Here is a 14,688-nt window from a genome sequence, read left to right as displayed (position 1 = left end):
GGGACGAGGTCGTCTCGCCGACGTCCGCCGATTCTCGGCCGTGCTGCGACGCCGGCACAACGGACCCGCGTACCGGCCGCCGCAGCGCGGTGGTCAGCGACCGGACAGCGGACGGACAGCGCCCAGCGGCACGGTGGGCACCGACCGACCCGCACGAGGAGGCGCCGTGATCGTGGTCCGCGTGCCGAGCATGCGCTCCCGGCGGGACGTGCGGGCGGTCAGCGCCCGGATCAGCGACGTCCCCGGCGTGCGGACCCTCCAGGCGGACCTGGCCACGCAGACAGTTCGGGTGAGCGGCTCGGCCGCCCCCGCCGCGCTCACCGCCGCCCTTTCCGCCGCCGGCTACGCCGCCGACCCGGTCGACGGCACCCCGCATCCCTACCCGACCCGCATGGGGGGTCCTCCCGTGGACACCACCGTCTTCTCCACCGATCTCACCGACCTGCCCGAGGCCACCCGGCCCGGAGTGCTCGAGCTCGCCGACGGCGACCAGCTGTACCTGCGACCCGGCCCGGTCGCCAAGCGGCTGGGCGACAGCACGGTGCGGATGCTCGGCTACAACGGCTCGATCCCCGGCCCCACGCTGAAGGTGCGACAAGGCTCGGAGGTCGTCGTGCACGTCACCAACGGCACCGATCTCGACACCACCGTGCACTGGCACGGGCTGCGGCTGGAGAACCGCTTCGACGGGGTGCCGCATGAGACCCAGGCGCCGATCCCGCCGGGTGGGGAGTTCACCTACCGCATCCAGTTCCCCGACCCGGGGCTGTACTGGTACCACCCGCACATCCGCGAGGACGTCACCCAGGAACTGGGCCTCTACGGCTGCATCCTGGTCGACCCGGCCGACCCGGACTACTGGCCACCGGCGCACCGCGACGTCGTGCTGACCCTCGACGACCTGCTGCTCGAGGACGGCGTGATCGCCCCGTTCAGCGGTACGGAGACGAACTACGCGGCGATGGGTCGCTACGGCAACCTGATGCTGACCGGCGGGGAGACCGCCCCGGCGCTGACGGCGAAGACCGGCGAGGTGGTCCGGTTGTGGCTGGTCGACACCGCGAACAGCCGCGTCTTCCGGGTCGGGGTGCCGGGGGCGCGGATGAAGCTGGTCGGCGGGGACAGCGGCCGGGTGGAGCACGAGGAGTTCATCGACGACGTGGTGCTGGCTCCGTCGGAGCGGGCCGTCGTCGACCTGCTGTTCGACCGGGCGGGGGAGTTCGCGCTGGAGCACCGCACCCCGGACCGCACCTACCGGCTGGCGGTGATCACCGTCTCCGGTGCGGTCGCCGAGCCGCCGCTTGGGGAGCAGTTCGGGGTGCTGCGAACCGCACCCGAGCTGGCCGCCGAGCGGGAACAGCTCGCCCCGTGGCTGGCCGCGCCGCCGGACGAGACCCTCGCCATCGTCGCGGAGATGGACGACCCGAACGCGCCCGCGGCGGCCGGCCCGGCGACCTACGCCTGCCCGATGCACCCGGAGGTGGTCGGCGACGAGCCGGGGCGCTGCCCGAAGTGCGGCATGAAGCTGATGGCAACCGCCCCGACCGCCCCGACCGCCCCGACCGCCCCGACCGCCCCGACCGCCCCGACCGCCCCGACCGGCGCCGCCGTCGGCCACGACATGGGCCACGACGTGGGCCACGACATGGGCCACGACGTGGGCCACGATCCCGCCGCCCAGGAGGTGTCGGCGAGCGACCACGATGCCGCGCACGGGCACGCCCACCACCACGGTTCCGCCACCGCCGACGGGATCGAGTGGGAGGACGGGATGGCCGAGATGAACCGGGCCACCACCACCGAGACGGTGCGCTGGAAGCTGCTGGACCGCACCGCCGGCCGCGACGGGCTCCCCGTGGACTGGCACTTCACCGCCGGGCAGCGGGTCAAGATCCGGTTGGTCAACGAGATGGACTCCGACCACCCCATGCACCACCCGTTCCACATCCACGGCGCGGGCCGCTTCCTCGTCCTCGCCCGAGACGGGGCGCCCGAGCCCAACCTGGTGTGGAAGGACACCGTGCTCATCCCGACCGGGCAGACCGTCGACCTCCTCCTCGACGTCACCAACCCCGGCCTGTGGATGGCGCACTGCCACATCGCCGAGCATATGCACGCCGGGATGATGTTCAGCTTCACCGTGGACCGGGCGGCGACGTCGTGACCGCCCCGGACCGGCCGTACGACATCGTCGTCGTGGGCGGCGGGCAGGCCGGCCTGGCCGCCGCCTGGCACCTGCGCGAGCGGGGGCTGCGCTTCCTGGTCCTGGAGGCCGCGGCAGAACTCGGGTACACCTGGCGCACCCGGTGGGAGTCACTGCGACTGTTCACCCCGGCCGAGCACGACGCGCTGCCCGGCCTGCCTTTCCCGGCGCCGGCCGGCACCTATCCGAACAAGGAGGCGGTCGCCGACTACCTGCGCGACTACGCCGCAGCCTTCGACCTGCCGGTGCAGCTGGACGCGCGGGTCACCCGGCTGCAGGGCACCGACACCGGGTTCCGGCTCGGCACCGACGACCGGACGTACACCGCCCGGCAGGTCATCGTGGCCACCGGACCGTTCCAGGCCCCGTTCGTCCCGCCGCTGGCCGCCGGCCTGGACGCCTCGGTGACCCAGCTGCACAGCTTCGCCTACCGCAGCCCCGAGACGCTGCCCGACGGGCCCGTACTCGTCGTCGGCGGCGGCAACTCCGGTTTCCAGATCGCCGAGGAGCTGGCCCGGACCCGGCCGGTAGAGCTGTCGGTCGGCTCGACCTACCCGGCGCTGCCGCAGCGGCTGCTCGGTCGGGACCTGTTCTGGTGGCTGACGAGGCTGGGCCTGATGCGGGTGACCGTCGGCTCGCGGCTCGGGCGGCGCATGCAGAGCCGCGGCGAGTTCCTCCTCATCGGCACCAGCCGGCGCGGCCTGCAGCGGGCCGGCGTGCGGCTCCGGCCGCGGCTGGTCGACGCCACCGGCCGCACCGTGCGGTTCGCCGACGGCACCAGCCGGGAGGTGGGCGTCGTCGTCTGGGCGACCGGCTACCGGCCCGACTACTCGTGGATCGACGTCCTCGGCGTGCTGGACGACGGCCGCGTCGTCCACTCCCGCGGCATCACCGAGGTCCCCGGGCTGTACTTCCTCGGCCTGCCCTGGCAGCACACCCGCGGCTCGGCACTGCTGGGCTTCGTCGCCGACGACGCCGCCCACGTGGTCGACGCCGCCGCGAGGAACAGCGTGCACGTGCCCGGGCCGCGGGATGCGCCTGATGCCCAGGCGGCGCCGCCTGTCCGGAACTGACCGCCGAGCACCGGAAGGAGACCGCCATGCCCGGCAACGAGAAGGTCCTCGCGTTCCCGGTCCACCCCGGCATGACGCCGCTGGACCTGATCGGTCCGCTCACGGTGCTGAAGACGCCCGGCATCGGGGGGGCGCGCTACCGCACCGTCGTGGTCGGTGAGCGCGCCGAGCCCCTGGCCACCGACACGCCGCTGCAGCTCGTGCCGGCCGCCACCTTCGCCGACGTCCCCGACCCGTGGGCGGTGATCGTGCCCGGCGGAGGCGCGAGCACCCTCGCCGCGGCGGGGGACGAGGCGCTGCTGTCCTACGTCCGCTCGGCCGCCGCCGGGGCGGACGTGGTCGGCTCCACCGGCAACGGGGCTCTCGTGCTGGCCGCGGCAGGCCTGCTGCGCGGCGAGCGGGCGGCCGTCCACTGGGCCTACCGGGAGCCGCTGGAGGAGCTGGGGGGTGCGCTCGGCTCTTCCGAGCGGTGGCGGGTCGACGGCCGGCTGCACACCGCGGCCGGCGGCACGGCCGGCATCGACCTGGCGCTGACCCTGCTGGCCCGGCTGCGCGGAAGGGCCGTCGCCCGGCTGGGGCAGCTGTCCGCGGAGTACGACCCGCAGCCTCCGTTCGGCCGGGTGGGACCGGATCCGGCCGACGACGAACTCGCTCGGACGCTGCGCGACCCCGACGGCGCCCCCACCGGCGGACCCGCGCGGGACGAGCGGCTCATCGCCTTAATGCTCTACCCGGGGCTCACCGTGCTCGACATGGTCGGCCCGCTGCAGGTGCTCACCATGCTGCAGAGACTCGTCCCGGGCTACCGCCCCGTGACCGTGTGGGCGCGCCGCGAGCCGGTGCCCACCGACGCCGGTGTGTCGGTGGTGCCCGACCGGACGTTCGAGGAGGTCCCGCACCCGGCGATCGTGCTCGTGCCCGGCGGCGCGATCCCCACGATCCGTGCGATGAGCGACCCGCTGGTCCGCGACTACGTGCGGTCCGCCGCCGCCTCGGCCGAGCTGGTCACCTCGGTGTGCACCGGCTCACTGATCCTCGGCGCGGTCGGGCTGCTGGAGGGGCGCCAGGCCACGACCAACTGGTTCTACTCCGGGATCCTCGAGGACCTGGGCGCCACCTACCACCAGCGCCGATGGGTCGAGGACGGCAACCTGATCATGTCCGCCGGGGTGTCGGCCGGCATCGACATGGCCTTGCACCTCGCGGCCCGCCTGACCGACGAGGCCACCGCCCGCCGGGTGCAACGGGCCATCGACTACGACCCGCGACCGCCCTGGGGCGGCATCGACTACGACCACATCCCACGCTTGCCGCGAGCAGTGCGGGGAGCGTTCGGGCTGACCGGCCCGGTCGTCACCGCCCGGCCCAAACGGCTCACCCGGGCCGGGCGCTGAGCTCGTCGCCTCGCTGCGGCGAGCCCGGCCCCGCTGGCCGCGGGCCGTCCTCACCGAGCCTCCGAGCCGCGAGGCGGTCGGACGCAACCGGAGCCGGCACAGGCCGGCAACGTGTCCGGCGAGGTCACCCCCGCCTCGACCTTGCTCACGGGACGGCCACGATCAAGGGCGCTTGCCACACAGGTCGACCGTCCGGCCCGCTGCGCTCTGGCTCCGCCACGCGGCCGTGCTACGCGCAGCCCAGCTCAGACGGGTCGTGGCCTCGGTGGTCAGCCGCCGGGTCAACGACCGGAGCGCACTGCCGCCGACGTAGACGGGAACGGCGTGGATACCGCGGACCCCGTGGGGGAACGGTGTCGTGACGGTCTCCTCCTGCCACTGACCTTCCGCGGTCCGGCAGCGCACGCGCAGCCGGTGCCGGCCCGGCGTCGCTGTCCAGCCGGCCGTCCAGGGACGCCAGGCGTCCGGGCCGAGGTCGATGCCGAGCGTGGCGTCGATCCACGGGCCGTCGTCGATCTGCACCTGGACGAGGTCGATGCCGACCGGCGGCGCCCACGCGTAGCCGCGCACGGTGACCTCGCCGGGTTCGACCCGGGAGCGGGTCCCGGGGCTGTCGATGCGGGACGCCGGGTGCACCGGGTAGGTGCCATCGACCCAACCGCGGGAGCCCCAGTACGACAACGGTGGCTCCGCGGTGACGGTGATCCGCCGGAGCCACTTGAGGTTGCCGTCCTGGCCGTGCCGGCCGGACACCAGCAGTCGGGCGGGGCTGCCGTGCTCGCGGGGAAGTGGCTGTCCGGCCATGCCGACGGCGAGGAAGCCGTGGGTGCGGGCGGCCTCGAGGGGCAGCACGTTGGTGTAGCCGTCGACGGCCTCGGCGATCAGCCATCCGTCGTTGTCGGTGACCCCGGCTCGATCCAGCAGGTCGGCCAGGCCGATGCCGGTCCAGCGGGCGCAGCCCATCCGAGCGCCGCCGACCGGGTTGTGCACGCAGACCATCAGCAGGTCGCGTTCCTCCAGCGGCCACGCCAGCAACTGGTCGAGATCGACGGACAGGGCCTTCTCCACCTCGCCGTCCACCTCGAGCCGCCAGGTGTCCGGGTCGATCCGTGGCTCGGGCACGGTGATGTCGATGACGACCATCTCCCCGGGCGCCGAGAGCAGCGAGGCGACGCCGGGCCGCGGTGCTGTGTCGGCGGCGGGCACCGGCGGCAGCGGCCGCGCGGGCGCGGGCAGTTGCACGCGGCCACGCAGGGCGGTGGCAGCGCGGCGACGGGCACGCCGGTCCGCGGTGACGGCCGCGCCGGTGGCCATCGCGGTGACGGTCAGCGCCGCGCGGGGGCGCGCCCGGATCGGGGCGACCGCGGTCGCGGACACCAGGACACCGGCGGCGACCGCGACGGCGGTGTCCTGCCGGGAGGCGTCGCCGCGGCGGAGCGCGAGAAAGCCGCCGAGGGCGTGCGGCATGCCCGCCGCCGCGGCGCCCAGCAACGGCCGGCGGCCGGCCAGGCGTCCCCCGGCGGCCGCGGCCAGCCCGCTGGCGCCGGCCGCGAGCACGGCCAGCCCGGGTTTGTCGGCACGGCCGACGAGGGCGACGCCGCCGTCGACGAGCATCGCGGGAGAGGCATCGACCAGGCCGCGGGCCAGCCCCGACGACGGCGAGCGGCCGCGGCGGGTGGCGGAGGCGGTGACTTCGCCGGCAGCGGCTGCCAGGAGCCCGGCGAGCAGGCCGATCCGCGGACGGGAGGTTCGGTGTGCGGTCATCGTGGATTCCTCGGTCGGGATGGTCAGGCGGAGGGGCCGGCCGAGGCGGGCATCTGCGTGGCCATCGCCAGCGCCGCGGCCAGCAGCGTGCTCACCGGTCCCCACAGCACGAGCCCGGCGGGTGACAGCCAGCCCACCGTGGCCGGTAGGGCGAGCACGGCGGCCGGCGCTGCGCTGGTCGCGAGGACGGCGCCGGCCGACCAGTTGCAGTGGCGGAGCCAGGCGGCGACGGCCAGCGCCCAGCCGGTCACGGCGGCCGCGGTGGTCGGCCAGGAACTGCCGCCGAACAGTCCCCAGCCGAACTCGAGCGCGAGCACAGCGGTCAGCAGCGGCAGCAGCGTGGCGGTGTAGCGGAGGAGGAACGTCCGGACCAGCGGGGAGACGCCGGCCGGCGGGGTCGGCGGCGCGCCGGTGCGCGGGTCGACTGCGGGTGCGAGGGTCGCGGTGGGCATCGGTGCCTCCTTCGGCAGGTCGGGGTCGACGCTAGGAACGCGGGGGAGGTGTCACGCCGGTGAAACCGCCGGATCGCGGACTGGCCCTGCAGCCCCGGCCGGCGCGCGTCGGCGGTCATGCGGTCGGAGAGGGTGGCGGCGTCGGCGCCGACGAAGCCGAGCAGCGCCGATCCGCGGCAGGTCTGCCAGGGCAGCCCGAGGAAGTACAGCCCAGGCACGTCGGTGACGCCGGCGGTGTGGCGGACCTGCCCGTCGACGACCACGCCGGGCACGTGCAGCCAGGAGTAGTCGGCCCGGTAGCCGGTGGCCCACACGACTGCGTCGACGTCGAGGGTGGTGCCGTCGGCGAAACGGGCGGTGCGTCCGGTGATCCCGGTGAGCCGGGGCCGGAGTTCGATGCCGCGGCGGCGCAGGTCGCGGGTGCGGGTGCCGATGACCAGGTCACCGCGGGCGCGCAGCCGGCGGGCGATGCGGGTGTGCGTGGGCACGGTGAAGAACCCGACCGAGTCCAGCCAGGTGAACAGGTCGCGGCCGGCGATGCGCTGGGGCAGCTCAGTCGGCCGGGTGCCAACGGCGACGGTGACCGGCTGGGTGGTGGCGAGCTCGGCGGCGATCTGCAGGCCGGAGTTGGCGCCCCCGACGACGAGCACCCGGCCGGCGCCGGGCACCTGGGTCGAGTTGCGGTACTCGGCGCTGTGCAGCTGCGGTACCGCCGGGTCCAACTGCTGGGCCAGGGTGGGGATGTGCGGGGTCTGGAACGGCCCGGTGGCGACGACGACCTGCTGCGCGCGCACCGTCCCGCTCGGCGTGGTGGCGGTGAAGCCGCCGTCGCCGTTGCGGTGCAGCCGCAGCACCGGGGAGTTCTGCTGCACCGGCAAGGCGAAGTGCCGCGCATAGCCGGCCAGGTAGTCGGCGACGTCGTCCTTGCTCGGATGGGTGCCGGCCGGTGCGGGGAACGGCAGGCCGGGCAGCGAGTCGTACTGGGCGGGGCTGAACAGCCGCAGCGAGTCCCACCGCGAGCGCCACGAGGAGCCGACTTCGGGCCCGGCGTCGAGCAGGAGGAAGTCCGCGTCACGGCGGGCGAGGTGGTGGCCGACGGCGAGACCGGCCTGGCCGGCGCCGATCACGAGCACGTCGAGGGACCGGTCGGTGGGGACAGGGGTGGGCATGACGACTCCTGGCAGGCGTGAGGGAGGACGGTGGGGGAGGCGGACGGGCGGGGCGGTCAGCCGAGGCCGACGGTGAGCAACGCGGCGGCGATGGTGAGGTCGGCGACCAGGCAGGTCTCGGCGTACCAGCGGGGCACGACCCGGCCGAGGCGGTGGTGGGCGACGTCCCAGGCGGCGTGGGCGAGCCAGCCGGCGGCCAGCACGAAGCGCGCGACGTCGAAGTCGACCGCGACCGCGGCGATCGCGACGGCCCCGAACCCGAGCACGGCCGCGGTCTGCGCGGTCAGCAGCCGCCGGTTCCCCAGGTCGCCGCGAGCCGTACCCCAGGTGAGGTAGACGACCGCGGCGAGCAGCACGCTCCAGCCGCTGAACCAGGCCTGCGCGGGCTGGGGCAGCTGCGCGACGAGCACGAAGCTGTTGGCGGCGCCGACCGCGCCGAGCGCGGTCGGCCAGCGGCGAGAGAGCGCGCCGCTCAGGCCGAGGGCGCGGCGGGTGACGGGTGACGCGGTCGCGGCGCTGCTGGTCATGAGGGCTCCTCCGTCCGGGGTGGGTCTGCGCCGGACGCTAGGAGCGGGGCGGAGGCGTCACGCCGGTGAAACCGCCGGGTTCAGGGGTCCCCGAGCGGCCCGGCAGGAGCGGCGTCAGTCCCGGGGGAGGGCGGTGAGCTCGGCGCGGGAGGCCACCCCGAGCTTGCTGAAGACGTTGCGCAGGTGGAAGTCGACGGTGCGTGGGCTGACGAACAACTGCGCGGCGACGTCCCGGTTGGACAGGCCCTGCCGCACCAGGGCGGTGACCTGCCGTTCCTGGGCGGTCAGCTCGGTGGCCGTGGAGACGTCGCGGCGCCGGGCGGTCTCCCCGGACGCGCGCAGCTCCTGCGCGGCCCGCTCGGCCCACGGGGTCGCGCCCAGCTCCTCGAACAGCGACAGCGCGGTGCGCAGGTGCTCCCGGGCGTCGACGCGGCGCCGCGCGCGACGCAGGTGCTCGCCGAACGCCAGCTCGGTGCGGGCCCGGTCCGGCAGGCGCGGGGACCCGGCGTGCGCGGCGAGCGCACGCAGGAAGTGGGCCTCGGCCTCCCCGTCGTCGGCGAGCAGGGCCCGGCCGTGCTCGACGACCGCGGTGGCCGCCGGCGAGCCGGTCCCGGCGGCGAACCGCTCCAACTCTCCCAGCCAGGCGCGGGCGACGTCGGGGCGGCCGCCGCGGGTGGCGGCGTCGAACAGGTCCAGAGCGGCCATCCGCCGCAGGCCGGGGCCGCCGATCTGCTCGAGGTGGTGCACGGCGCCGGCCGGCTGTGCAGCCGCACGCAGCCCTCGGGCCCAGTGCGACACGTCGACCACCAGGCTGTCGGTGATCCCGACCGGGTGCTCGTTCCGGGTCGCAGCGGCTTCGGCGAGGTGGCGATCCGCGGCGGCGTCCCCGCGCAGGGCCTCGACCAGGGCGAGCTCGGCGGTCGGCAGTGCGGTCAGGCCGGGGTGACCGGTGGCCGTGGTCAGGGGCAGCGCCTCGGCCGCGGCGGCGGCCGCCCTCGCCCACGCCCCGGTCGCGATCTGCGCGAAGAAGCCGCGCGTGAGGGCGTGTTCGACCATGTTGAGCGCCCCGGCGCGGCGAGCGGCGGTGAGCTGCTGCTGGTGCAGCCGGAGGTCGCGCTCGTCGTCGTCGATCAACCACGCCGCGATGGCGAGGTTGGGCTGCAGCACGTGGTCGTCGTCGAGCGGGTCGGCGTCGGTGAGCGCGAACGCGCGGCGGAAGGACCCGGCCGCGGCGGCGTGGTCCTGACCTGCGAGCGCCCGGAAACCATGCAGCAGGTGGAAGGCGGCCCACACCGGTGCCGGAGCATCCCCCGGGGGCTCGGGGACCAGCGTGGTGAAGTCGAACTGCCGGGCCGACCGGGCGCCGAACGCCGACAGCGACGCGCCCAGCATGGCCAGCCGCTGTGCCATCACCTCGTCCTGCAGGCCGCCCGCGGCGACCTGGGCGGCCTGCAGGACGAGGTCGTAGCCGTCGTCGAGCGAGCGGGTGTTCCACTCGAGCTGCCCCTGCAGGAGGAGCAGCTGCGCCCGCAGGCAGGGCTCGAGCGGCTCGGCCGCGGCGGCGGCGGCCAGCGCCGTGGCCTGGGAGGGGTGCGCCCCCAGCCAGGCCGACGACGCGGCCGCGTACAGCCGCCGGCCGCGGGCCGCGCCGCCGGCGGTCAGCTCGGCGGCGCGGGCCCACGCGGCGGCCGCGGCCTCGTGACCACCGCGGGCGGCGGCGCGCTCGGCGACGCCGTCGAGGGCGGCGACGACGGTGTCGTCCGGCCGGTCGGCGGCCGCGGCCAGGTGCCAGGCCCGGCGGTCGGCGTCGGGGCTGACCGCCGCCGCGAGCGCGCGGTGTGCCGCGCGGCGCTGCGCGCTGGTCGCGGCCCGGTAGACCGCCGAGCGCACCAGCGGGTGGTAGAGGGTCAGCACGTCGCCGTCGACGCGCAGCAGCCCGGCGCGCTCCACCTCGTCGAGGGCGTCGTCGCCGGCCCCGAGGTCCTCGGCGGCGGCCCGAACCACCGTCAGCCTGGCGGTGTCGTCGGCCGCGGCCAGCAGCAGCAGCCGCTGCGCCGGGTCGGTCAGCCGGCGGTGGCGGTCCAGGAAGCCCCGCTCCACCCCTCCGGTCAGCGGCAGCTGGATGGGCAGCGGCGCCCGCCCGACCAGCTGCTCGGGGGTGAGCACCCCGGCCAGCTCGACCAGTGCCAGTGGGTTGCCGCCGGTGGTGGCCACGAGTCGGTCGCGCACCGCCGGGTCCACCGCGGTACCGGCCCGGGCACAGAGCACCGCGTCCGCGTCCGCCCCGGCCATGCCGCCGAGGACGACGGCGGGCAGGTCGGGCGCGTCGAAGCGGCGGGCGTCGCCGTCGCGGGCGGCGAACAGCAGGGCCACCCGCTCGGACTGCAGTCGGCGCGCGACGAACAGCAGCGCTGCGGCCGAGGCGTCGTCGAGCCAGTGGGCGTCGTCGACGACGGCCAGCACGGGGGAGTCCTCGGCGGCGTCGGCGAGCAGGCTCAGCGTGCCGAGGAAGGCCAGGAAGCGCTCTCCCTCCCCGGCGGCCTCGCCGAGGGCGGCACCGAGCGCGGCCTGCTGCGGCGCGGGCAACCCGGCGAGGAGGGACCGCAGGGGCCACAGCAGCCGCTGCAGCGCGGCGAAGGCCAGCGGCGACTCCGACTCCACACCCGACGTGCGCAGCACCCGCATGTCCGCCGCGGCGTCCACCGCTTCGGTCAGCAGCGTCGACTTGCCGGCTCCGGCGACGCCGCGGACCACCAGGGCACCTCCGGTGCCGGCGCGCGCCCCGTCGAGCAGGGCGGTGATCCGCCCACGTTCGGCGTCCCGTCCGGCCAGCACGGCGCCGACCGTACCGAGCGCCGCGGGCCTCACGGGCCGAGGTGCTGGCTGCCCGCCAGCCGCGTGCGCGTCCGTCGGTCGGCGGCGGCCAGGCGCAGGCGGACGTCGCCCCAGGCCGGTGGCAGGTCGCCTCCCGCGGCTCTCCACACCGCGACCGCCGGGGGGTGGAGCAGCGCCGCGAGTTCGTTCTTGGCGGCGGCGTGCAAGGGGCCGCGCTCGAAGGCGGTGAGGGACGCCCGGCGGCTCCAGGCCGACACCACCCGCAGGGCACCGCCGGTGAGCCGGAACGCGTAGCCGACGAGGTCCGGGGTGCGGGCGAGCTCCGGGCGGATCCGGTCGATCCAGGTCGGGAAGGCGCCGGGATCCGCGCCGGCCCGCAGCCGCAGCTGCACCGCGACCAGCGTCACGACGGCGGAGGGGTCGATCGCCGTTCGGACCGGCGTCCACGGGCTGCTCCGCATCCTCCGGACGCTACGAACTCCCCGCCTCCCGCCACACCGGCGAGACCACCGGGTGGGTTCCGGCCGCCTGCGCGGGCGTCAGTCCAGTGGGTGGGCGGCCAGCTCGGTGCGACTGCTGACGCCGAGCTTGGCGAACACGTTGCGCAGGTGGAAGTCGACGGTGCGCGGGCTGACGTACAGCTGCGCGGCGACGTCGCGGTTGGCCAGCCCCTGCCGCACCAGCCGGGCCACCTGCAGTTCCTGCGGGGTGAGGTCGACGACGGTGGAGGCGTCGCGACGGCGGGCGGTCTCGCCGGAGGCCCGCAGCTCCTGCCGGGTGCGCTCGGCCCACGGCTGCGCACCGAGGTCCTCGAACGTCTCCAGGGCGGCGCGCAGGTGGGGCCGGGCGTCGATCCGGCGGCGGGAGCGGCGTAGGAAGGCGCCGTACGCCAGCTGGGTGCGGGCCCGGTCGGGCGGCCGTTCGGTCTTGGCGTGCGCGGCGAGGGCCTGCTCGAAGTGACGCTCGGCCTCGGGGCCGTCGGTGAGCAGCGCTCGACCGTGCTCGGCCACGGCGGAGGCCCAGGCGGAACCGGTGGCCTCGGCGAAGCCGGCCAGCTCATCCACCCAGGCGCGGGCCTGTTCCGGCCGGCCGGCTCGCACGGCGGCCTCGATGCGGTCCGTGGCGGCCAGCCGGCGGGTCATCGGATGGCGGATCTGCTCCAGCTGGTGCAGCGCGGCGGCGGGAGTGGCCGCGTCGCGGACGCCGCGCACCCAGCGCAGCACGTCGGGCACCACCTCGGCCAGGATGCCGAGCGGATGGTCGGCGCAGATCCGCTCCGCGTCGGCGAGGTAGCGGTGCACGGCCTCATCGCTCCGCAGCGCGGCCACCAACGCCAGCCACGCGGTCGGCAGGGCGGCCAGCCCCCGGTGTCCGGACTGGTCGGCCAGCGGCAGCGCCTCGGCGGCCGCGGCGCGAGCCGCGGTCCACCGGCCGGTGGACACCTCCGCGAAGCCGAGCCGGGCCAGCGAGTAGAGGATCATCAGGACCGCGCCGGTGCTGCGGGCGCGGGTCAGCAGCTGCTCGTGGTAGCGCCGGGTCAGCGCATCGTCACCCAGGTACATCGCCGCGATGCCCAGGTTGGGCAGCAGGTCCAGGTCCTCCTCCGCCAGGCGCTCGGCGAGGGCGAAGGCCTCCTCCAGCGGCGGCATCGCCAGCTGCCAGTCGCCGTGGACGGCGGCGTCGAGACCGTGCAGCAGGTCGGAGAAGCACCGGGCGCGCACCGGTGCGTCGGGCCCGGGCCGGGGAACGAGGGCGGTGGGGACGACGGCGCTGCCGGAGCGTGCGCCGAACGCGGCGAGCGCCGCGCCGAACATGGCCATCTCCCGCGCCCGCTGGGCATCGTGCGGGGCGACCTCGGCGGCCGCTTGGAGCACCATCCGCTGCCCGGCGTGCAACGAGCCGGTGTTCCACTCGATGCGAGCCCGGAGCCGGAGGACGTCGGCGAGCCGCAGCGCGTCGCGGGCCTGCGTCGCGGCGGCGTCGACCAGCGCCCGGGCCCGGGCGGGTTGGGCGGCCAGCCAGGCCGAGCGGGCCGCGGCGTAGAGCCGCCCGGCCCGGTCGTCCCCGGCCGGTGAGAGCTCGGCGGCGCGTTCCCAGGCGGACGCGGCCGCCTCCAGACCCCCTCGCGCGAGGGCCCGCTCGGCGGCGGCGTCGAGCTCGGCGACGACGGCCTCGTCCGGCTCCTCGACGGCGGCGGCGAGGTGCCAGGCGCGCCGGTCGGCCTCGTCGGGACCGGTCAGTACGGCCGCCAGGGCCCGGTGGGCCCGGCGGCGCTCGGTGCTGGTGGCGGCGCCGTACACAGCCGAGCGCACCAGCGGATGCCGGAGGTCGACGGCGGCGTCGCGGAACTGCAGCAGCCCCGAGCGCTCGGCCACTTGCAGGGCGTCCTCTCCGGCTCCCAGGGAGGCAGCCGCCCGCCGCACGACCCGCGCCCGGCCGGAGTCGTCGGCGGCCGTGACGAGCAGCATCGTCCGCGCCGGCTCGGGCAGCCGCCGGTAGCGGTCGAGGAAGGCGCGTTCCACGCCCTCGGTGAGCGGCAGCCGGGCCGGCAACCGCACCCGGCCGGACAACTGCTCGGGGGTCAGGACCTCGGCGAGCTCCACGAGCGCCAGCGGGTTGCCCCCGGTGTTCGCGAGCAGCGCGTCACGCACGTCCGGGGGGACGGGGACCCCGGTGCGGGCGGAGAGCAGCTCACCGGCGGCGTCGGCGTCGATGCCGCCGAGGCAGAGGCGGGGCAGGTCGCCGCTGTCGAAGGTGCGCACGTCGGCGTCGCGGGCGGTGAACAGGAGGGCGACCCGCTCGACCTGCAGCCGGCGGGCCACGAACAGCAGCGCCGCGGCGGAGGCGTCGTCGAGCCAGTGGGCGTCGTCGACGACGGCGAGCACCGGGCGCTGCTGTCCGGCGTCGGCGAGGATGCTCAACGCGGCCAGGAAGACCAGGAAGCGGTCGCCGGGGCCGTCGTCGATCTCGCCGAAGGCCGCCCGCAGCGCCCGGGCCTGCGGCTGCGGCAGGTGGTGCGCGCCGGCGGCCATGACCGGGCGCAGCAGGCGTTGCAGCGCGGCGAACGCCAGCGGGGACTCCGACTCCACACCCTGCGTGCGCAGCACCGTCATGCCGTCGGCCCGCGCGACCGCGTCGGCCAGCAACGCCGACTTGCCCACGCCTGGGTGTCCGACCAGCACCAGCGCCCCGCCCCGGCCGGCCCACGCCTCGTCCACCAGTGCGGCGATGGCTGCGCGCTCGGGGTCCCGGCCGGAGAGCACGCCGAGAC

At 76.1% G+C, this 14,688-nt stretch carries 9 protein-coding genes; 3 read left to right on the top strand and 6 right to left on the bottom strand.

All coding sequences use genetic code 11. The features are described from left to right. The first annotated feature begins 166 nt into the window (after nucleotides 1–166). The 3 genes from ACWIZO_RS02125 to ACWIZO_RS02115 are packed head-to-tail and all read left to right on the top strand — an operon-like array spanning nucleotide 167 to nucleotide 4,670. On the top strand, nucleotides 167–2,164 hold the full coding sequence (locus ACWIZO_RS02125; protein ID WP_448640905.1) for a multicopper oxidase domain-containing protein: 1,998 nt from the start codon (nucleotides 167–169) through the stop codon (nucleotides 2,162–2,164). Then, nucleotides 2,161–3,276 (top strand): flavin-containing monooxygenase, encoded by a 1,116-nt coding sequence (locus tag ACWIZO_RS02120; protein WP_448640904.1) that lies wholly within the window; start codon nucleotides 2,161–2,163, stop codon nucleotides 3,274–3,276. The genes ACWIZO_RS02125 and ACWIZO_RS02120 overlap by 4 nt, the downstream gene beginning before the upstream one ends. 26 nt (nucleotides 3,277–3,302) lie before the next feature. After that, on the top strand, nucleotides 3,303–4,670 hold the full coding sequence (locus ACWIZO_RS02115) for a DJ-1/PfpI family protein (protein ID WP_448640903.1): 1,368 nt from the start codon (nucleotides 3,303–3,305) through the stop codon (nucleotides 4,668–4,670). Nucleotides 4,671–4,832: 162 nt separating this feature from the next. Here the strand turns inward: ACWIZO_RS02115 and ACWIZO_RS02110 are convergent, their stop codons facing one another. The 6 genes from ACWIZO_RS02110 to ACWIZO_RS02085 form a co-directional block, all read right to left on the bottom strand. Further along, a complete protein-coding gene (locus ACWIZO_RS02110; protein ID WP_448640902.1) occupies nucleotides 4,833–6,434 on the bottom strand; it encodes a molybdopterin-dependent oxidoreductase in 1,602 nt (533 codons plus the stop codon). A 322-nt stretch (nucleotides 6,435–6,756) separates the two neighbouring features. Further along, nucleotides 6,757–8,055 carry a flavin-containing monooxygenase gene (locus tag ACWIZO_RS02105; RefSeq protein ID WP_448640901.1) on the bottom strand — a complete coding sequence of 433 codons (1,299 nt, stop codon included), beginning with the start codon at nucleotides 8,053–8,055 and terminating at the stop codon, nucleotides 6,757–6,759. Between the two features lie 56 nt (nucleotides 8,056–8,111). Beyond that, nucleotides 8,112–8,582 carry a hypothetical protein gene (locus ACWIZO_RS02100; RefSeq protein ID WP_448640900.1) on the bottom strand — a complete coding sequence of 157 codons (471 nt, stop codon included), beginning with the start codon at nucleotides 8,580–8,582 and terminating at the stop codon, nucleotides 8,112–8,114. Between the two features lie 114 nt (nucleotides 8,583–8,696). Then, nucleotides 8,697–11,417 (bottom strand): AAA family ATPase, encoded by a 2,721-nt coding sequence (locus ACWIZO_RS02095; RefSeq protein ID WP_448640899.1) that lies wholly within the window; start codon nucleotides 11,415–11,417, stop codon nucleotides 8,697–8,699. A gap of 29 nt (nucleotides 11,418–11,446) precedes the next feature. Then, on the bottom strand, nucleotides 11,447–11,878 hold the full coding sequence (locus ACWIZO_RS02090) for a hypothetical protein (RefSeq protein WP_448640898.1): 432 nt from the start codon (nucleotides 11,876–11,878) through the stop codon (nucleotides 11,447–11,449). Nucleotides 11,879–11,956: 78 nt separating this feature from the next. Continuing rightward, on the bottom strand, nucleotides 11,957–14,680 hold the full coding sequence (locus ACWIZO_RS02085; RefSeq protein ID WP_448640897.1) for an ATP-binding protein: 2,724 nt from the start codon (nucleotides 14,678–14,680) through the stop codon (nucleotides 11,957–11,959). Nucleotides 14,681–14,688: the final 8 nt, after the last annotated feature.

It is taken from the genome of Geodermatophilus sp. URMC 63 (assembly GCF_053502565.1).
This window is presented reverse-complemented; position numbering and strand designations above follow the sequence as displayed.